Source organism: Streptomyces atroolivaceus (assembly GCF_000717025.1).
Classification (GTDB): Bacteria; Actinomycetota; Actinomycetes; order Streptomycetales; family Streptomycetaceae; genus Streptomyces; species Streptomyces atroolivaceus.
This window is the reverse complement of the sequence record NZ_JNXG01000010.1, coordinates 87,040-105,558: the sequence shown is the minus strand read 5'-3', so window position 1 is coordinate 105,558 and position 18,519 is coordinate 87,040. Positions and strand designations below refer to the sequence as shown.

At 71.1% G+C, this 18,519-nt stretch carries 15 protein-coding genes; 6 read left to right on the top strand and 9 right to left on the bottom strand.

The window, feature by feature from the left end:
- Positions 1-23 precede the first annotated feature (23 nt).
- The 5 genes from OO67_RS20350 to OO67_RS20330 all read right to left on the bottom strand — a co-directional run bounded on the left by OO67_RS20350 (position 24) and on the right by OO67_RS20330 (position 6,664).
- Complete coding sequence (locus tag OO67_RS20350; protein WP_033302431.1) at positions 24-1,892, bottom strand: CocE/NonD family hydrolase; 1,869 nt, start codon at positions 1,890-1,892, stop codon at positions 24-26.
- 296 nt (positions 1,893-2,188) lie between these two features.
- Positions 2,189-2,581: a GntR family transcriptional regulator gene (locus OO67_RS20345; RefSeq protein WP_033302430.1), complete on the bottom strand. Its 393-nt coding sequence runs from the start codon at positions 2,579-2,581 to the stop codon at positions 2,189-2,191.
- A 2-nt stretch (positions 2,582-2,583) separates the two neighbouring features.
- Positions 2,584-3,531, bottom strand: a complete 948-nt coding sequence (locus tag OO67_RS20340; protein WP_033302428.1) for a DUF1648 domain-containing protein — start codon at positions 3,529-3,531, stop codon at positions 2,584-2,586.
- Between the two features lie 126 nt (positions 3,532-3,657).
- On the bottom strand, positions 3,658-5,202 hold the full coding sequence (locus OO67_RS20335; RefSeq protein WP_033302427.1) for a DUF6056 family protein: 1,545 nt from the start codon (positions 5,200-5,202) through the stop codon (positions 3,658-3,660).
- Positions 5,203-5,206: 4 nt separating this feature from the next.
- Positions 5,207-6,664, bottom strand: coding sequence for a glycosyltransferase (locus OO67_RS20330; RefSeq protein ID WP_033302426.1), 1,458 nt, complete (start codon positions 6,662-6,664; stop codon positions 5,207-5,209).
- Positions 6,665-7,013: 349 nt separating this feature from the next.
- Between OO67_RS20330 and OO67_RS20325 the strand changes: the two genes are divergently transcribed.
- A complete protein-coding gene (locus OO67_RS20325; protein WP_033302550.1) occupies positions 7,014-7,451 on the top strand; it encodes a glutaredoxin domain-containing protein in 438 nt (145 codons plus the stop codon).
- Between the two features lie 177 nt (positions 7,452-7,628).
- Here the strand turns inward: OO67_RS20325 and OO67_RS20320 are convergent, their stop codons facing one another.
- The 3 genes from OO67_RS20320 to OO67_RS20310 are packed head-to-tail and all read right to left on the bottom strand — an operon-like array spanning position 7,629 to position 11,575.
- Positions 7,629-9,695, bottom strand: a complete 2,067-nt coding sequence (locus OO67_RS20320) for an iron ABC transporter permease (protein WP_033302425.1) — start codon at positions 9,693-9,695, stop codon at positions 7,629-7,631.
- Positions 9,696-9,701: 6 nt separating this feature from the next.
- The gene (locus OO67_RS20315; RefSeq protein WP_033302424.1) at positions 9,702-10,679 is read right to left on the bottom strand and encodes an ABC transporter substrate-binding protein; all 978 of its coding nucleotides are present in this window, start codon (positions 10,677-10,679) and stop codon (positions 9,702-9,704) included.
- Entirely contained in the window at positions 10,676-11,575 is a 900-nt protein-coding gene (locus OO67_RS20310) for an ABC transporter ATP-binding protein (RefSeq protein WP_033302423.1), read from the bottom strand. Before OO67_RS20310 ends, OO67_RS20315 begins: the two co-directional genes overlap by 4 nt.
- A gap of 218 nt (positions 11,576-11,793) precedes the next feature.
- Here OO67_RS20310 and OO67_RS20305 point away from each other — a divergent pair, with 218 nt between their 5' ends.
- Positions 11,794-12,594: a HEAT repeat domain-containing protein gene (locus OO67_RS20305; RefSeq protein WP_208861055.1), complete on the top strand. Its 801-nt coding sequence runs from the start codon at positions 11,794-11,796 to the stop codon at positions 12,592-12,594.
- A gap of 211 nt (positions 12,595-12,805) precedes the next feature.
- Here OO67_RS20305 and OO67_RS20300 read toward each other — a convergent pair whose 3' ends face one another.
- Entirely contained in the window at positions 12,806-13,753 is a 948-nt protein-coding gene (locus OO67_RS20300) for a methionyl-tRNA formyltransferase (RefSeq protein ID WP_033302421.1), read from the bottom strand.
- 239 nt (positions 13,754-13,992) lie between these two features.
- Between OO67_RS20300 and OO67_RS20295 the strand changes: the two genes are divergently transcribed.
- From OO67_RS20295 to OO67_RS20280, 4 genes are all read left to right on the top strand, one after another.
- Positions 13,993-15,348 (top strand): lysine N(6)-hydroxylase/L-ornithine N(5)-oxygenase family protein, encoded by a 1,356-nt coding sequence (locus tag OO67_RS20295; protein WP_033302419.1) that lies wholly within the window; start codon positions 13,993-13,995, stop codon positions 15,346-15,348.
- A 152-nt stretch (positions 15,349-15,500) separates the two neighbouring features.
- A complete protein-coding gene (locus OO67_RS20290; protein WP_051709596.1) occupies positions 15,501-16,559 on the top strand; it encodes a FecCD family ABC transporter permease in 1,059 nt (352 codons plus the stop codon).
- Positions 16,556-17,617 carry a FecCD family ABC transporter permease gene (locus OO67_RS20285; RefSeq protein WP_033302418.1) on the top strand — a complete coding sequence of 354 codons (1,062 nt, stop codon included), beginning with the start codon at positions 16,556-16,558 and terminating at the stop codon, positions 17,615-17,617. Before OO67_RS20290 ends, OO67_RS20285 begins: the two co-directional genes overlap by 4 nt.
- A gap of 43 nt (positions 17,618-17,660) precedes the next feature.
- The gene (locus tag OO67_RS20280) at positions 17,661-18,500 is read left to right on the top strand and encodes an ABC transporter ATP-binding protein (RefSeq protein ID WP_051709594.1); all 840 of its coding nucleotides are present in this window, start codon (positions 17,661-17,663) and stop codon (positions 18,498-18,500) included.
- Positions 18,501-18,519: the final 19 nt, after the last annotated feature.

Sequence of the window (18,519 nt, the reverse complement as noted above, 5' to 3'; positions counted from 1 at the left end):
GAGCGGCTGCCGCGGCCCGAGGGTCAGAGGCGGCCCCCGGGGAGCACAGTGAACGTGGCGGGGCCCGCCGGAAGGTCCACCGTGTACTGGCGCAGATAGGTGTCCAGGTACGGCGAGCGGGCACCGCCGGTGGCGATGTCGTCCGACGGGTCGTCCAGAGCCAGTCCGAGCCGTGCGCCCTTGACCTCGATCGTCTCGCCGGAGGGCGTGTCGCGCCATGATCCGGTCTGGATCGACCCGACCTCCACCGCCAGGACGTGCCCTGCCGCCAGGGTCCAGTCGGTCGCCTTGAGATCGACCGTCAGCCTGCCCGTGGTCAGCAGGGAGACCTGCTCGTCGAACATGACGGCAGTGCCGTCCGGGGCGACGTCGTACAGCTTGAGCATGACGTTGCCCTCTCCCTCGGCGGTCAGCGAGACCCGCGGGGTCCCGGTGATCCGCACGGCCTTCCTGAGCGGCTCGGACCACACGAAGAAGCTCGACGTGACCGCCCCGGCCCCCTGGAGGAGAGCCTGCCCCTCGGCCAGGCCCCGCGGCGCCGCCCGGTCGGTCGTGGGAGCGTTCTCCATGTGCCATTCACCGGAGGGCTCCACGCCGTGCCGCGGTGCCGGTGCGGACGTGGTGGCACTCGCGGAGAGCCCTCCGTCGTCGATGTACGAGCCGCTGCCGAGGGGGACGGTGACGGCGCGCTCCACGACCGGCCAGGTCTTCTGGGCTCGCCACGCGCCGGTGTTGTCCTCGACGGAGTAGGCCGGGTGGCGGACCGCCGGCCTGATGCCCTTGAGGTACTGGTCGTAGAAGGAAAGGGTCTCGTCGTACCAGCCCTCACGCCCCATGGAGAGGCGCCCGTCGCTCGTGCGGTCTCCGCCGCGCACGTGTTCCCACTGGCCCACCCACCCACGCTCGGGGCCCCTGTGGTTGTCCAGGTACTCCTGCATCTCCTCGGGTTTGGTGTTGTTCTCGATGAACCCCTGGGTCACGAAGAGCGGGGTGTCGGTGCCCCGGGCAGCCTTCGCCAGGTCGCGGGAGGTCCAGAACTCGTCGTCCTGGTCGGCTATCCGATATCCGGCCGCGTTCTGTGTGAGGCACTCCGGATGGGTCTCCTCGTAACGGGAGTTGGCCACATAGCGAGGGTCGTCGTCAGGCAACTGGCCGAGCGTGGCGATGGAGTTGTAGGCATTGGCGGTTCCCGTGACGTTCGGCCGGGGCACGCCGTTCGAGTAGATGTACTGGTACATGTCCCAGACGGGCTCCTGGGCGACGACGGCCTTGAGCGCGCGCTGGTCCAGATTGTTTCCGATGAGGCCCGTCACGGCGTCGTAGGACTTGCCGTACAGGCCCACGGCGCCCGTGGACCAGGGCTGGCGTGCCGCCCAGTCGATCGCCGCCTTCACGTCCGCCTGCTCGCCGGGCCCGCCCCAGTCGAGGCACCCTGTGGAGCCGCCGAAGCCGCGCAGATCCACCATGACGAAGGCGTAGCCCTCGTCGAAGAGGTCGGTGCCCTCGATGAAGTCACGGAAGCGGTCGGAGGGGCCGGTGTGGGTCCAGCCCTCGAGGCCCGACTGTCCGGAGTGCCCGAAGTACGGGCCCACCGAGAGGATGACGGGCACTTTCGCCCGCTTCGGCAGCCCTTCCGGCAGCAGTACGTCGGCGTGCAGTTCGGTGCCGGAGCGGTCCGAGGAGGGGAAGTAGTGCTGGGTCCAGAGCGAGCCCTCCGGGACGCGGTCGTTCTCCTCGTGTGTCACGGGGCTGGTCGCGGTGGCCACCGACCGCGTGAGGCCCTGCGTCGCCGCGGGCCCGGAGGCCGCTGCGGCGCCGGCGAGGACGCCGGTCAGCGCGAGGGTGGTGACCAGTGCTGAGGTGGCCCATCTGGCCGTGCGACGTGCTCTCACATGCTTCTCCCGGCTGGGTGGATACGGGGTGTCGCAGTGGTGCAGGCCGAGCAGCGGCTCCAGGCCCGCCGTCAGGGGCGCGACGGTGGCCGCGCACGTCCGCGGAGCGGGATCACAGTCGCGGACGCGAACCGGAGCCGACGGCGAAGGAGTCTATGATCGCCCGGCGGACGCTTCAACACGCTGGCGTGTCCCGTGTGTTACTGATGTTCCGGGTGAACCGCCCGCGTCCGGGCGCGCTCTCGCGCTTCGCCGTCGGGTGTCATGGCCGGGCAGGAGCCGCTGCGGCGAGGTGCTCAGTCGTCGCGGTCGGGCCCCGTCGTGACGGGCGCGCTCCCCAGGACGTTGTCGACCAGGGTCAGGACCTCCTGGTCCGTGAGGCCGAGCTCGCGCGCCTGGCTGACGAGGCCGTGCACGGCCTCGGTGAGCCGGGCCCTGCCCGCGCCGCCGGGCGCGGAGGTGATGACCGCGCCCCGGCCGCGGCGCAGTTCGATCAGGCCCTCGTCGCGCAGGCGCTGGTATCCGCGGAGAACGGTGTGCACGTTGACGCCCAGTGAATCGGCGACCTCGCGGGCGGACGGCAGTCGCTCGCCGGGGGTCGCCGTGCCGTCGGCGATGGCCCCCCGTACACAGGCGGCGATCTGCTCGCCCAACGGCACGGGCGAGCCGGGAAGCACACGGAACAGCATGGCTAGTCGCTCTTCCTCGCGTGCCGGTCCGCCAGGCCGTTGAGCAGCGCCGCCGCGGTCGTCGAGTCGTCGACGGTGACCACGTACTCGCGTCCGCCGGACGTGCGGACCGAGAGCGCCTCTCCCGAACGCAGCAGGACGCCTCGCCGGCCCGGTCGTATCCGGTAGCCCCAACCACCGAAGTCACCCATGGCACTGACCTGGACACTGCCCGCGTCGACGATGCTGCCGAGCGGCAGGGCGAGCCGCGGCCTGGGAAGGACCGTGGAGGCGACGGTGAGTCCGCGTCGGTCCACGGTGACCCGGACGCCGGCGAACGCGGAACAGGCCAGGCCGAGTACGAGCGGCAGCAGGCCTGCCCACCGGTTCCCGGACACCGCGGTGAACGCCCCGACGGCAGCGACGGCACCGGCCGGGAACAACAGAGCGCGGGAGACCACGGTGCGGCTCCAGGCCGCGGCTTCACCCTCGGCCAGGGGCAGCGAGGGGGCCGGCGGTGACGGCTCGGGGTGTGGGCCCGCGCCCATCAGCCGCCAGGCCAGCGCACCTGCGGCCACGCCTCCCGTCAGCAGCACGGCCACGTGCCACAAGGGCAGTTCGGCGGCGGCCGGGTCCTGGATGTCCCTGTTGACGAGGACGGTGAGGATCAGCGGATAACCGAGGGTGACGGCCGTGCCGACGCCGACGGCGGCGTTCAGCCGTGCTCCCGTGCTCTTTCCGGCGGCCGATGTCAGGACGGTGAACAGCAGGCCGAGGCCGACGAGCACGGCGCATCCGAGCCACAGCGCGGCCGCTCGGCTCATGTAGTCGTCGGCTGCGCCGTCCGCCGAGAAACGCGTGGCGATCCGCTCCGGCAGCCGGTCGTAGCTCCACAGGAAAAGGCCGGCGTAGGCGACGGTGGCGGCAAGGAACGGTACGGCCGTCAGTGCACTTCTTCTGAAGCCGGTCATCTGCTTCCCCCAAGTTGTTCGTATTGAAGTAGAACAATAGCATCATGGTTTCGGCTCGCACAGAGCTCGTCCCGCCTCCGCAGACGGTCATGCGCGGAGAGGAGTGCGTGACAGCGGTCTGCTGGACTACGTCCGGCCGGGAGGCCGGGTGGCGTCGGTGACGCGCTCGATCCGGTAGTAGTCGGCGACACACCCGCCGGGCCAGTAGGAGCGTCCCTGCCGGCTGAACGGCTCCAGCATCTGGCTGATCACGAGCCGTTCGTAAGGGAGCACTCCGGCGCCCGCGCTCGCACCCTCCCGCAGCCGCCGGTCCTGGGCGTCCCATTTCGCGGCCCGCGCGCGCATGTTCGCGTCGAGGTCGAGCAACGCGACGGCCGGGCCGAAGCAGACAAGGAAGCAGAGCACCGCGCACGCGGCTTGCAGAGGTCCGGTCCTGTGGGCACGCCGCCGGGCGGCCACTCCCAGCATCGCCCCGGCACAGACGAGCAGGGCCACGTACACCAAGAGGTAGTCGTTCCACAGCCGGTTGGCGCTGGGGGCGCTCACCCGCTCACGGAAGACCGGGTAGGTGACGACCGTGCAGAGGTAGCCGGACACGAGAAGGGCGGCCACTCCGGCACAGGCGGTCAGCGGCCATTTGGCGGGCAGGACGGGCGTGTTCCCGTCCGGACGCCGGCACAGCAGGCCGAGGATCACCCCCACCGCGACCGCGCCGACGTACTGCCAGGTGGTGACCACGGTGTAAACGATCTCCGCGAACCCGCGCAGCGAGGCGGCGAGCGACTCGGGTGCGACCAAGGAGGTCGTACCCGCCCCGAACCGTTCCCGCCGGGAGTCCGATCCGGGCGAGGTGATCAGGACGGCCGCCCCGGCCGCGACCCCGGCGACGCCCGCCGCACACCAGAGGCGTACGAAGCGCCGGGAGGGCTCGGCGACGGCACGGCCGCTGAGCAGGAGGACGGTGACCAGCAGTACCGCCACGACGATCGCGGTCTCCTCCGACAGGGTGCCGATGACCAGGCCGGCCACCAGGGCGGTGGCGAGGGCCGCGCCCCTGCCGCGGCGCGAGCGGGCCACCAGGAACGGGAGCAGAGCTGCGCAGGCCAGTACCGGGGGCATCGTGTGCGAGACGGATGCGGCGGGCCAGTAGAAGGTCTTGTACGTGTTGGGTGTGACGAACAGGAAGAGGGCGGTCGCCGTCGCCGCGACAAGCAGCGGAAGCCCCCGTGGCACGGTGAGCCGGCCGCGCCGCAGCACGGCGACCGTCGTCGCCCACAGCACCGCGAGCGTCAGGACACCGCTGACCAGTCCGAACCACTGGTGGCCCGCGACCTGGAACTTCGCGTAGGCGCCGACCAGCACCGCGTTCGCGACCCGTCCGTTGTCGTCGAAGTAGAACCGGCCGACGAGGCCGGTGATGCCGTCGTCCCGCACCGCGGGGAGGAAGCACCAGTCGTCCGCGCCCGGCCGGACCGACCGGCCGAACCAGGCCGCCGCGGCGAGCAGGGCCAGGGGCGGCAGTGAGAGTGCGGTCACCCAGACCGAGGTCCGCGAGCGTGGCGGGGTGCCGTGCTCCGGCCGTCCCGGCGTGCCCCGCAGGTCGTGCGCGTCCTGCCGCCGTGTGGCGTCCGGCCGCTCCGGGATCGCGGATTCCGGTGTGCTGTCCGACATCGCTTCACCGGTCCTCGGAGGAGTGCAGGGGGCTGCGGCCGGGGGCCGGATCGCCGGCCGGCCCGTGGGGCGGCTGTGCGACCGGCTCGAATGCGGGACGACGGCCCGACATGATCGCCCACCGGGCGAGCAGGAAGGAGACCGGGGTGACGAGGACCCCGGCGACGAGAGCGGCCAGGTTCTTGTCCATGCCCAGTCCGCTGACCGCCCCGTACAGGAGCGCGCCCGACGCCACGAGATTGACGACGCTGGACACGGGATAGCGCACGAACGCGCGCCACGTCGGCTTCGTCCGGCAGGTGACGTAGGAGTTGAGCAGGAACGAACACACGATACTGACCGCGTAGCCGATGACATGGGCGGTCAGGTAGGGGATCCACCGGTTCAGGACCGCGTACACACCGAGGTAGACGGCCGTGTTCACACACCCCACCAGGACGAAACTGCCGAACTGGCGCGCGGTGCGTACCCGTGGGGGTACCGGCTCGTCCAGCTCCGCCGCGACCGGGGGAGGGCGGCCCGACAGCGCCGGGCAGTTCTCGTCGGTCTCCCGCACCACGTAGGGCGGGCGGTGCTTCGCCTCGTGGTAGATGCGCCCCACGTATTCGCCGATGACCCCGAGGGTGACCAGCTGGATGCCGCTGAGGGCCACGACCGCGGTGAGCAGCGTGGCGTAGCCCGGTGTGTCGGCGCCGTGCAGGACCACGGTCACCACGGTCCACACCGCGTAGGCCAGCGCCGACAGGAACACCCAGAAGCCGGTGTAGATGGCCAGGCGGAGCGGACGGTTGTTGAAGGACAGGAGTCCGTCGATCCCGTAGTTCAGCAGCCGTCTGCTTCCCCACTTCGACCGGCCGGCCGCGCGTTCGCTGTTCCGGTAGCGGAAGCTGACCGTGTCGAAGCCGATCCAGGAGAAGATCCCCTTCGAGAAGCGGTTGCTCTCCGGCAGGGACAGCACGCTCACCACCGCCCGCCTGGACAGCAGCCGGAAGTCCCCCGATCCGTCGAGGAGCTCGACGTCCACACAGCGGCGCACGACCGCGTAGTAGGCGTGGCTGAGGGTGCTGCGGACCATGCCCTCACCCGAGCGGTCACGACGCGGGATGACCTGGTCGTAGCCGTGGCGGTGCAGTTCGAGCATGCGGGGGATGAGCTCCGGGGGGTGCTGGAGGTCGGCGTCCATGATCACCACAGCCTCCCCCCTCGACATGCGGAGACCGGCGAGTATGGCGGCCTCCTTGCCGAAGTTCCGGCTGAACGCCGTGTAGTGGGTCCGTTCGTCCTGGGCGGCGAAGGAGTTGAGGAGCAGGCGTGTGCGGTCGAGGCTGCCGTCGTCCACGTAGCAGATCTCGAAGGTCTCTCCGAGGCCTTCCAGGACGGCGACCAGAGCCGTGTGGAATGACGTGATGCCCTCGGCCTCGTTGAAGCAGGGCACGACGACCGACAGCTGAAGGCCGGTCACGCGACACCTCCGGACGTCCTCGGGCCAGGACTTCGATTTCGGATCGTTCCGCTGCACCACCGCGGCCCATCCAAGGGTGCGGGCCCTCCTCCCGTCGGCCGAACGCGCGGGCCGATGCCCTCTTTCGCACGAACGGGCGCACGAACGGCGTACGCGCGGCGGGCAGGAGTGCCGGTACGCCGAGCCGTCACGGGGCCGGGACGGGTCCGGCAGGGAGGGACGAACGAGGTTCGCGGTGATCGGCGAGTCCGGGTAAGGGCGGGCGTGGCGACACCGACCGTGACGACCGGGCTCCCGCGTCCCGGCCCGTCGAACCGCCGGAACCGCGCCACCGGTAACCTGCGTGATCATGACACGTATCTGGATCCTGCCCTTGTCGCTGGCGGTCTGCGGCTCACTCGTCGCGGCCGCACAGTTCGTCAAGGGGGCAATCGGTGCGGGGGTCGCGTTCCTGCTGCTGTCCGTCCTGCTCGCAGGGCTGAACTCACCACTGGCGTTCCCACGGTCGACAGGCGCGGCGGAGGCCCAGCGCCGCAGCGCGGTCGACGGCCGGCCGATCGTCTACTGGCGGGTCGGATGCACGTACTGCCTGCGCCTGCGGCTGAGGTTGGGCCGCAGCGCCCGCCGGATGCACTGGGTCGACATCTGGCGCGACCCGGCCGGGGCGGCGGCGGTCAGGGAAGTCAACGACGGCAACGAGACCGTGCCGACCGTCGTGGTGGCGGGCCGGCCGCACGTCAACCCCGACCCTCGGTGGGTGCGCGCCCAACTGCCCCCGTCCCCGTGATCCGTGGCAGCACCCCGGACCGGCGCTCCGGCACGGTGCGCGGACCTCGGACGTGCGGCCGCGGATCCCGCAGGTGGCCGCCCAGGGGGAACGGCGCTTCTTCGGCGTGCGACCGGTGGGGCCACGGGCGGGGCGGGCCACCGGTCCGTCGACCGGCAGGGCCCGCCCCGCCCCGGTTCAGCGCCGCGTGCGGACCAGCAGGTAGACGAAGTACGGCGCACCGATGACGGCCGTCATCAGACCGGCGCCGAGCTGCGCCGGGGCGATGACCGTGCGCCCTGCCAGATCGGCGAGACAGACCAGTACGGCCCCGAGCATGAGAGCCACCGGCACCACCCGTACGTGCCGCCGGCCGACGAGGGCACGCGCCGCGTGGGGCGCGACCAGCCCGACGAAGGCGATCGTCCCGGCAGCCGCCACGGCGGTGGCGGCGAGGAGGATGGCCACCACCAGGAAGCCGAGACGCGTCCGGGGGAGCCCCAGGCCGAGGAGCCTCGGCGTGTCCTCGTCGAGCGCGACGAGGTCCAACTCCCGGCGGCGTACCACGGCGAGGACGACGCCGAAGGCGAGGACCACGGCCACCGGGACCACATCGGGCATGTTCCGCCCGTACGTCGATCCGGACAGCCAGGTGAGGGCCTTCGTCGTGTCGAACGGGTCGCTGAGCACGATGACGAGACTGATCAGCGCCGCTGCCGCAGCCGAGACCCCGACCCCGAGCAGGACCAGACTGTTCTGCTGGAAACCGCGTCGTGCGGCCAGTCCGAAGACGAACGCCGAGGCGACGGCGGCTCCGCCGAACGCCGCTGCCGAGACCGCCCAGGAACTCGGGGACTGCGCGGTGGTCACCAGGAGGACGGCACCGAGGCCGGCGCCTCCGGAGACTCCGAGGATGCCGGGTTCGGCGAGCGGATTCCGTGTCACGGCCTGCACGAGGGTGCCCGACAGGGCCAGCGCGCCTCCCGCGAGGAGTGCGGCCGTCACCCGGGGCACCCGGGTGTCGAGGACGAAGGTGACGACCCGTCCGGCCTGCCCCTGCGACCAGTTCACCACGTCGCCGAGCAGCAGTTTCGAGTCGCCGAGGAGTACCGCAGCGACCAGCACCCCCACGAGGACGACGGCGAGCACGACCACGGTGACGAGGAACGCCGACCGGCTCGGTATCCGCAGACGGTCCGGGGCTTCGGCCGAGGCCGTGTCCCGGAGACGGACTGCCATGACCACGAGGAACGCGCCACCGACCACGGTCGTGACGACGCCGGTCGGCACCTCCACGGCGGTGTCGGCGGGTACCACCGCGCGCAGCAGCACGTCCGAGCCGAGCACGAGCGCAGCGCCGACGAGCCCTGCCACGGGCACACTCACCCGGGAGCGCACGAGACCCCGGAACCGGCGGGCGAGGGGCCGGACCAGTGCGGGAGCGCAGAGGCCGACGAATCCGATCGGGCCGGCGAGCGTGACCGCCGCCGCGGAGAGCAGGGTGGCGAGCACGACGGTGGTGATCCGGGTCCCGCGGACGGGGACGCCCAGCCCGCGGGCGGCGTCGTCGCCCAGGGAGAGGGCGTCGAGCCGGCGGGCGACGAGCAGCAGCCCGGCCAGTCCGACGGCGATGACGGGGGCCATCTGGACCACCCCGTCGAACCCGTTCTGGCCGATGCTTCCCTGGTTCCAGCTGTACAGTCCCTCGGTCTCCTGGGGGAACAGGAGAATCAGTGCCTCGGTCACCGCGGTGAGCCCCAGCGCGAGGGCGGTGCCCGCGAGGACGAGGCGGACGGTGCCCCTGCCGAGCCCGGACAGCCCGAGCACGATCGCCGCGGCGGCGAGGCCGCCGACGAACGCGGCCCCGGACGAAGCGAGGAGGGGGAGGGAGGTGCCGGTGACGGCGACCACCCCGAGCGCGAGGTAGGAGCCCGCGTTCACGGCGAGGGTGTCCGGTGAGGCGAGCACATTGCGGCTGACCGCCTGGAGGGCGGAGCCGGCCATGCCGAGCGCCAGCCCGACGAGGATGCCGGCCACCATCCTCGGCAGCCGGGAGGCGACGACGACGGAGGCGTCGCCCGCCTCGGCGTTCCCGGCGAGCGCGTCCCACACCTCCGGCGCACCGACGTCGGCCGTGCCCTGGGTGATGTCGACGGCGGCGAGAACCGTGACCAGCAGCACGAGCGTGGCCGTCACGGCGACCGCGCCCGTCGTGGCCGCGGCGGTGCGGTCACGGCCGACCGCGGTCTTCTCTATGACGGCCACGGCGCGCTACTTCGTCAGCGCGGCGACGAGGGAGTCGATGTACGCCTCCATCGAGCGGGGACCACCGAACATCCAGACGCCGTCGGGCAGTCGGTGCACGTTGCCGTCCTTCACGAACGGGAGCGACTTCCACACGGCGTTCTTCGCGAGGGGGCCGGTGAAGGCGTCGCCGTCGACGTCGTTGGCGACATACGCGAACTGGACGTCGCCGAGGCCGGTGAGCCCTTCCACGTCGGTGGTGGCCAGGCCGTAGCTCTTGTCCCCCTCGACGGTCCAGGCGTTCTTCAGGCCGAGCCGCTCGTTGACGGCGCCGAGGAGGGAGCCGCTGGTGTACGCGCGGATGGAGACCTGGTTCGACGCCACGTAGCCGTCGGCGGAGGCGATCTCCGCGCCGCCGAGGCCGGCGTCCGCGAGAGCCTTCTTGCCCTCGGCGACGCTCGCCTCGAAGTCCTTCTTGAGGGTGTCCGCCTGGGCCTCCTTGCCGGTGGCCTTCGCGATGAGGTCGAGGCCTTCCGTCATCGTGCCGATCTGGTCCGCGGCATCGGCGGCTGTGAGCTCCAGGACGGGCGCGACCTTGCGGAGCTGCTTCACCACCGCCGGGGAGAGGTCGCTGGTGGCGACCACGAGGTCGGGGGCGAGGGCCGCGACGGTGTCGATGCTCGGCTCGCCGCGGGTACCGATGTCCTTGGTGTCGCCGGTCAGCGGGGCCGCGGTGTTCCACGCGGTGTAGCCCTTCACGTCCGCCACGCCCACGGGAGCGACTCCGAGGGAGACCAGGTCCTCGACCACGTTCCACTCGGTGGCGACGACCTTCGTGGCGGGGCCGTCGAGCGTCACCTTCGTGCCCTTGGCGTCAGTGAGGGTGATCTTCTCCGCGGGCTTCGAAGCCGAGGAGTCGTCGGAGGAAGGCTCCGTGGTCCCGCAGGCGGCCAGGGAGAGGGCGGCGACGGCGACGGTGGCCGTGGCGAGGAAGTGGCGTCTCATGAGGAGGTGCCGAGCCTTTCGGATCGTGAGTGGTGGCGGCCGATCGCGCGGGTGCGCAGCCGGCCGGTCGAGGCATCGGTGTCCACGTCGATGCGAATGCCGTAGACGTCCGACAGAAGTTCTGGAGTGAACACGTCCTCGGGCAGACCGTCGGCGACGATGCGACCGGCGCGCAGCAGTGCGACACGGTCGGCGACGGCAGCCGCCTGGTCGAGGTCGTGGAGGACGACGCCCACGGCGATTCCGTGGTCGTCGGCGAGATCGCGGATGAGGTCGAGGAGTTCGACCTGGTAGCGGAGGTCGAGGTAGGTGGTCGGTTCGTCCAGGAGGAGGACCCCCGTCTCCTGCGCGAGGCAGCTCGCGAGCCACACGCGCTGGAGCTGCCCGCCGGAGAGCTGATCGACGCCCCGCCCGGCCAGGTCCTCCACACCCGTGAGGCCGAGGGCCCGGTCCACCGCCGCGGTGCCGCGGGGATCGGGACGGCCCCAGCGGCCCCGGTGGGGATAGCGGCCGAAGTCGACCACGTCGCGGACGGTGAGCCCGCCCGGCGTCGACCGGGACTGCGTCAGGAGCGCGACGCGACGGGCGAACTCGCGGGCGCCGAGCGCGAAGCCGTCCGTTGCCTCGTCCGTCCCCGCGCCGACGGTGAGCGAGCCGGCACGCGCGCTCTGAAGCCTGGCGAGCGTGCGCAGCAGGGTTGATTTCCCGCTGCCGTTGGGCCCGACGAGGGCAGTCACCTCGGCGGGCCGCAGGGCGATGGCCGCTTCGTGTACGACGTCGACGCGGCCGTACGCCACGGTGACTCCGTCGGCGGACAGACCATGGCCACGTGCACGCGGCAAACCGGCAGCCACAGGGGCGGCCACAGCACTGGAAGTGCTCTCACCAGCTTTCATGGTCTTAGGTTAGCCTGCCCTTATGTCGTTGTTGACCACCCCCTCCCTCGACGAGGGCGAACCACCGGGGAACGCCGACGGCCGGCACCGTCACGTACGGGCTCTCCGGGACAGGGGCGGCCGGTGCCGGGTTACGCACAGTCGGCGGTCGTCGCCACGGTGAGCGTGGCACGACCGACGGAAACCGCCCCGGCGCCGATCACATAACATGTCAAATCATGGCGATGTTCGTGCATTTGACGTCCGCGGCGAACGCCCCGCGTGTCCGGCGGTCAGGGGTCCGCGCGGGTCGTGACGGACCGGACGGTGCGGGTGGGGTCCACTGCTTCCCGGTGCTGCCCTCGTACACCCTCACCCATCAGTGGCTGCGGGAGCTGGCCCGTTCCGGCAGCAGGGGAGGGATCGTCGCCGTACACCTGCGGCTGAACGACGATCAGCCCGTGTCGGTCGGGCGTTACACGGACCGGTCGGGGGAGGGCCGGGCCGTCGTTCCCGCGGCGGAGGCGGTGCGCAGGATCGCGGCACTGGAGGACCCCCGCGGCTGGGAGGTGTTCGTGCCCCGCGCGATCCGGCCGGGCGAGGTCCACCGGATCCGCAGTGCGCCGCAGGTCGCGGGCTGGCGGTACCTGCCGGACGCACACGGCACGCGCCCGTGCACCTGCTTCGGGTGCAGGGTGCGCGGCGGGTACGGGGCGAGGCGTCTGCGCGAGCGGCTGCCGCATCCGCTGGACGGTCCACCGCCACCGGTCAGGGTGCTGCTCGCCAGGGTGTCAGCGGCCGGCGATCCCGGAGACCCGGTCGTACTACGGGAGGTGCTGCACTGGTTCGGGATGCGTCGGCGGGGCCCGATCGCCCGTCTGGCCCGGCTGTCCGCGCATCCGGACCCGGGCGTGCGCGAAGAGCTGGTGTGGGCGGTCGCCCGCTGGTCGACCCCTGGTGTGACGGAGCTGCTGGACGGCCTCGCCGACGACCCGCATCCGGACGTCCGGGAGGCGGTTGAGGCGATCCGCGAGCCGTAGGTGTCGCCGCGCCCCCGGGGATCGGCGCCGATCCCCGGGGGCGCCGTCGCGGCGAGTCCGGCGAGGGCTGTCGGGGCCGGGGACGTGCCCCGGCGTGCTGCCGGGCATGTCCGGGCCCTCGTGCGTTCGGAGGGCCCGGCGCCGCGGCCGCCGGCACGGCCGCACGAGCCTGTAGCGAGGCCCGGGAGGCCGGCGGGAGGGGCGGGGGTCCTCAGGGGCGGCCGGTGAGGTAGCCGCCCATGGTGGTGAAGTACTCGGTCGCGGGCATCTCCCGGCCGTCCTCGGTGCGTACGCGGGTGATGGCGAGGCCGTGGTTGCGACCGGTGCGGGCGTCGGAACCTGCGACGATCACCACGCCGTCGCCCTCGCGGTAGAAGACGCGGCCGGGCGTTCCGCCGTAGCGGCCCTGGGACACCACCGCTGCGAGGATCTCGAGGCGCTTGCCCCGGTGGAAGGTGAAGGCGCTGGGATACGGATCGGACTGGGCGCGGACCAGGCGTTCGAGGTCCTCGGCCGGCCAGGTCCAGTCGACTCGGATGTCCTCGGCGGAGCGCTTGTGGAAGAAGGTCGCCTGGGAGCGGTCCTGCTGCGTGAACTCCGTCCGTCCCGCCGCGATGAGGTCCAGCGCGCCGATGGTCACGGGGCCGATGAGGTCGACGGTCTTGTGGAAGAGGTCGGTGGCGGTGTCCGTCGGACCGACCGGAACCGCTTCCTGCCGGACGATGTCACCGGCGTCGAGCTCGTCGTTCATCATGTGCGCGGTGACGCCCACTTCGGACTCGCCGTTGATCAGGGCCCAGATCAGCGGCGAGAAGCCGGCGTACTTCGGCAGCAGCGAGTCATGGATGTTCAGCGTGCCGTGGCGGGGGAGCTCGAATATGCGCGGGGGGATCCAGGTCCGCCAGTTGTTGGCCACGATGATGTCCGCGTCGGCCTCCTGGAGGCGCTCGAACAGCTCCTCGTCGTCGGGGCGGTTACGGATCAGCACCGGGACTCCGCGCGCCTCGGCGAGATCGGCGACGGAGTCGCTCCAGATCTTCTCGTACGCGTGCTCGCTCTTGGGGTGCGTCACGACAAGGACCACGTCGTGCTCGGAATCCAGGAGGGCTTGCAGGGTGCGGTGCCCCCAGGTCTGGTACCCGAACATGACGACCCGCATGGGTTCCTCCTTGACGCAGGGGGTGATGACAACTCAGTAAAGCAAGGCTTACCTTAGTGCACAACGGGGCATCGTGCTGGCCTTGTTGGCGAGCCGCTCCGACGGCCTCGCCGCCCGCCCTATCGACAGCTCCGGCAGATGAGCTTAGGCTCACCTAAATTCAACGGGCCACTCCGTCGGCGTGCCCGGCCATCGGCCACCCGTGCCTTCGGGCGGCTTCTCCGCACGATGGGAGTGACATGTCACAGGTTCGCCCTGGCGACACACCACCGGTCCTCGACCTCATCGGCATCGGCTTCGGACCCTCCAACGTGGCCATGGCGATAGCGATCAGCGAGCACAACGCGAGGGCCGGCGGCCAGGAGCCGGTCACCGCCCAGTTCTTCGAGCAGCAGCCGCGCTTCGGCTGGCACCGGGGGATGCTGATCGACGACGCGACCATGCAGGTGTCCTTCCTCAAGGACCTGGTGACGCTCCGGAACCCGGCCAGCGAGTTCAGCTTCCTCTGCTACCTGAAGAGCAGGGGCCGGCTCGTCGACTTCATCAACCACAAGAACCTCTTCCCCCTCCGGGTCGAATTCCACGACTACTTCGAATGGGCCGCGGCCAAGGTCGGCGGCATGGTCTCCTACGGCCACGAGGTCGTCGGCATCACGCCTGTCGTGCGCGACGGAGCCGAGGAGTACCTGGACGTGACGGTCCGCTCGGGGGAGGGGCTCGTGGTCCACCGGGCCCGCAACGTCGTCATCGGGACGGGGCTCCGCCCCCTCATGCCCGAAGGTGTGGAGCGCGGGGACCGGGTCTGGCACAACTCCGAGCTGCTGGCGAGGGTCGACGGTCTGGAGGGCACCTCACCCTCCCGGTTCGTCGTCGTGGGTGCCGGGCAGAGTGCCGCCGAGAACGTCGCCTACCTGCACCGCCGCTTCCCCACGGCCGAGGTCTGTGCTGTCTTCTCCCGCTACGGCTACAGCCCTGCCGACGACAGCAGTTTCGCCAACCGGATCTTCGATCCCGGGGCGGTCGACGAGTACTTCGCCGCGCCCGGAAGCGTCAAGCGCAAGCTCATGGACTACCACGGCAACACCAACTACTCCGTGGTGGACATCGACTTGATCGACGACCTCTACCGGCAGATGTACCGGGAGAAGGTCCTCGGCACCGAGCGGCTGCGCTTCCTCAACGTGTCCCGGCTCGCCGCCGTCGAGGAGAAGCCGGACGCGGTCCACGCCACGGTGAAGTCCCTCGTCACGGGCGAGGAGACCATCCTCGACGCCGACGTCGTGGTGTTCGCCACCGGCTACAGCCCGGTCGATCCCGTCGGGCTTCTCGGTGAGGTCGCCGGTCGCTGTCTCCGTGACGAGCAGGGGCGCGTCCGCGTCGAGCGCGACTACCGCATCCTGACCGACCCAGGCCTGCGCTGCGGTATCTACCTGCAGGGTGGCACGGAGCATACGCACGGCATCACATCGGCCCTGCTGTCCAACACCGCGATCCGGGTCGGGGAGATCCTGGACTCGCTGCTCGACCGGGGCGTCAAGGCCGCCTTTGACGAGGCCCGGCTGGTCACGGAGGGGACCGGCGGTACCGCGGGTTAGGCCGCGCTCCCGGCATGTCCCGGTCCCGGGGGCCACGAGCCGTCGCGGGCTCGGCCCGCGGCTCCGTGCCACGACGCCGGCGACCACTTCGGCGCTCAGGACCCCAACTGCCCATGCGTGCCCCGTAGATCAGAGGGATATCGTACGTCGACATGAGCACGACTGCAGTGGGGCGTCCTGCTCCCAGGGGCACGACCGGAGCCCGTCGAAGACGGGTCGCGGGCCTGGGTGTGCTGGTGGCGGTCCTCGTGATCGGGGCGGCGGCGTCGCTGGCCGTCGGTGCGCGCGCGCTGAGTCCCGCGGAGGTGTGGCAGGGTCTCTTCGCCGCGCCGGACGCCGACCAGCGCCTCACGGACGTCAGGCTCATCGTGCGGACCGTACGGGTGCCCAGGACGGTGCTCGCGATCGTCGCGGGACTCGCGCTCGGTATCGGTGGGGCCTTGATCCAGGGGTACACACGCAACCCGATCGCGGACACGGGGCTGCTGGGTGTGAACTCCGGTGCGTCGTTCGCCGTGGTGACGGTGATCGCCCTGTTCGGCTTCGCCGACCCGCTCCAGTACGTCTGGTTCGCCTTCCTGGGGGCCGCGGTCGCGGGTGTCGTGGTGTTCGGGCTGTCGAGTATCGGCCGGGGGGCGGGCAACCCGCTGACCCTCGCGCTGGCCGGCCAAGGGGTCACGGTGTTCCTCGCGGCCATGACCACGGCGGTCGCGCTGTCGGACCTCGAATCGCTGAACGCGCTGAGGTTCTGGAACGCGGGCTCCGTGGCCGGTGTCGGCTTCGACGTGATCTGGCCGGTGACCGCGTTCATCGTGACCGGGGTGGTGCTGGCACTCACCGTGCTGCCGTCCCTCAATCTGCTCAACCTGGGGGACGACGTGGCGCGGGGGCTGGGCGTGAACATCGCGCTGAGCCGGACCCTCGGCATCGTCGCCATCACCCTGCTGGCGGGGGCGGCGACGGCGGCCTGCGGCCCCATCGCCTTCCTCGGGCTGATGGTGGCCCACGTGGCCCGGTACCTGACCGGGCCGGACTACCGCTGGCTGGTGCCGTACGCGGGACTTCTGGGGGCCGCCGTCCTTCTGGTCTGCGACATCGTGGGGCGCGTGGTGGTACGGCCGGGTGAGTTGGACGCGGGCATCGTCGTAGCCCTGCTCGGCGCCCCGTTCTTCGCGGGTCTCGTGTGGCGGGGAAAGTTCAGGAGCGCATGAACGGTACTGATGTGAAGCGACCGGTCGCGCCCGGCGTGCGGTTCGGTCAGGTGTCGTTCCTCTGGCGGCCCTGGCTCGTGTCCGTCACGCTGCTTCTGGCGGCGGTCACCTTCCTGGTGTTCTGCCTGTCCATCGGGGTGGGGGACTTCCCCATCGGTCTGTCCCGGGTGATCGCCACGATCTTCGGGCGCGGCGAACAGGTCGACGAGTTCGTGATCATGGATCTGCGGATGCCGCGCGCTCTGGCCGGGCTGCTCGTCGGGATCGCCCTGGGGGTGTCCGGGGCGATCACGCAGTCCGTCGCCCGCAATCCGCTGGCCAGTCCCGACATCCTGGGGATCACCGGGGGAGCGAGCGCCGTCGCGGTGTTCCTGGTGACGGTCTCCGGCGGAACGGCCGCTGCGGTCGTCAGCACCGTGGGCCTGTCGGCCGCCGCTCTCGCGGGCGGCCTCGGAACAGGTCTGCTGGTGTACTTCCTGGCGTGGCGGCGCGGCATCGACGGATTCCGGCTCATCCTCATCGGAATCTCGGTGACCGCCGCGATGGAGGCGATCACCACCTGGCTCCTGACCACGGCCGACATCAGGGACGTGGCACGGGCACAGGCCTGGCTCGTCGGCTCGCTGGACAACAGGTCATGGGACGAGGTCCGGGTGGTGTTCTGGTGCTCGCTCGTCCTCGTGGCGGTGGTGGCGGGCGTGGCCTTCCAGTTCAAGCCGATGCACCTCGGCGACGAGGTCGCCGCAGGCCTGGGAGTCCGCTTCTCGTGGGTGCGGGCGGTCATGCTGCTGTGTGCCGTCCTGCTGGCCGCCGCGGCGGTGAGCGCGGCGGGTCCGGTCCCCTTCGTGGCGCTGGTGGCGCCGCAGGTGGCGATGCGCCTGGCGAGGTTCCCGACGCCGCCCCTGGTGGCCTCCGGCCTGGTGGGCGGGCTGCTGCTGATCGGCGCGGACCTGACCGCGCGTGCGGTGCTGCCCGTCAGCCTGCCGGTCGGCGTGGTCACGGCCGCGATCGGCGGCCCCTTCCTTGTATATCTGTTGGTGCGGGCGAACCTCAGATAGACGACGAGACCGACCGAACGAACCGGACGACGACGGGGGACCTGTGGGCGCTCAGCACTTTATCGAGACCGATGCCGTGGCCGAGGGGCTGCCGCGGCTGGCAGCGAGGGGCGTCACGGTCGGCTACGGCGGCCGGACCGTCATCGACGGTCTCGACGTGTCGGTCCCGCCAGGCCTGATCACCACGATCATCGGCCCCAACGGCTGCGGGAAGTCGACCTTGTTGCGCACCCTGACGAGGCTGCTGAAGCCGACCGCGGGGGCGGTGGTGCTGGACGGCGAGGACATCGTCAAGCTCAGGACCAGGGATGTGGCGAAGAAGCTCGGCCTCCTGCCGCAGGCCCCGGTCGCACCGGAAGGGCTGACGGTGGCCGACCTGGTCGCCAGAGGGCGCCATCCGCACCAGAGCTGGCTGCGGCAGTGGTCGTCGGACGACGCCTCCGTCGTCGAGCGCGCGCTGGCCATGACCGGGGTCTCCGAGCTGGCCGACCGCCCGGTCGACTCACTGTCCGGTGGTCAGCGTCAGCGCGTCTGGATATCGATGACGCTGGCTCAGGGCACCGACCTGCTGCTGCTGGACGAGCCGACCACGTACCTGGACCTGGCGCACGCGATCGATGTGCTCGACCTGGTGGACGACCTGCACGAGTCGGGCCGCACCGTGGTCATGGTGCTGCACGACCTCAATCTGGCCACCCGCTACAGCGACCATCTCGTCGTGATGCGGGAGGGGTCGATCCTGGCGCAGGGGCACCCGCGTGACGTGATCACCACCGCGTTGCTGCTCGAGGCGTTCGGGCTGCGGGCCATGGTGATCGACGACCCGGTGGGTGACCGTCCGCTCATCGTGCCGATCGGGCGTACCCATGTGCAGCTCAACTGACGTGCCGCCATGGGAAATA

Excerpts from the sequence above, each read along its gene's own strand:
- OO67_RS20345 (WP_033302430.1), bottom strand. The coding sequence starts at position 2,581 with ATGCTGTTCCGTGTGCTTCCCGGCTCGCCCGTGCCGTTGGGCGAGCAG.
- OO67_RS20340 (WP_033302428.1), bottom strand. The coding sequence starts at position 3,531 with ATGACCGGCTTCAGAAGAAGTGCACTGACGGCCGTACCGTTCCTTGCC.
- OO67_RS20335 (WP_033302427.1), bottom strand. The coding sequence starts at position 5,202 with ATGTCGGACAGCACACCGGAATCCGCGATCCCGGAGCGGCCGGACGCC.
- OO67_RS20325 (WP_033302550.1), top strand. The coding sequence starts at position 7,014 with ATGACACGTATCTGGATCCTGCCCTTGTCGCTGGCGGTCTGCGGCTCA.
- OO67_RS20315 (WP_033302424.1), bottom strand. The coding sequence starts at position 10,679 with ATGAGACGCCACTTCCTCGCCACGGCCACCGTCGCCGTCGCCGCCCTC.
- OO67_RS20310 (WP_033302423.1), bottom strand. The coding sequence starts at position 11,575 with ATGAAAGCTGGTGAGAGCACTTCCAGTGCTGTGGCCGCCCCTGTGGCT.
- OO67_RS20305 (WP_208861055.1), top strand. The coding sequence starts at position 11,794 with ATGGCGATGTTCGTGCATTTGACGTCCGCGGCGAACGCCCCGCGTGTC.
- OO67_RS20300 (WP_033302421.1), bottom strand. The coding sequence starts at position 13,753 with ATGCGGGTCGTCATGTTCGGGTACCAGACCTGGGGGCACCGCACCCTG.
- OO67_RS20295 (WP_033302419.1), top strand. The coding sequence starts at position 13,993 with ATGTCACAGGTTCGCCCTGGCGACACACCACCGGTCCTCGACCTCATC.
- OO67_RS20290 (WP_051709596.1), top strand. The coding sequence starts at position 15,501 with ATGAGCACGACTGCAGTGGGGCGTCCTGCTCCCAGGGGCACGACCGGA.
- OO67_RS20285 (WP_033302418.1), top strand. The coding sequence starts at position 16,556 with ATGAACGGTACTGATGTGAAGCGACCGGTCGCGCCCGGCGTGCGGTTC.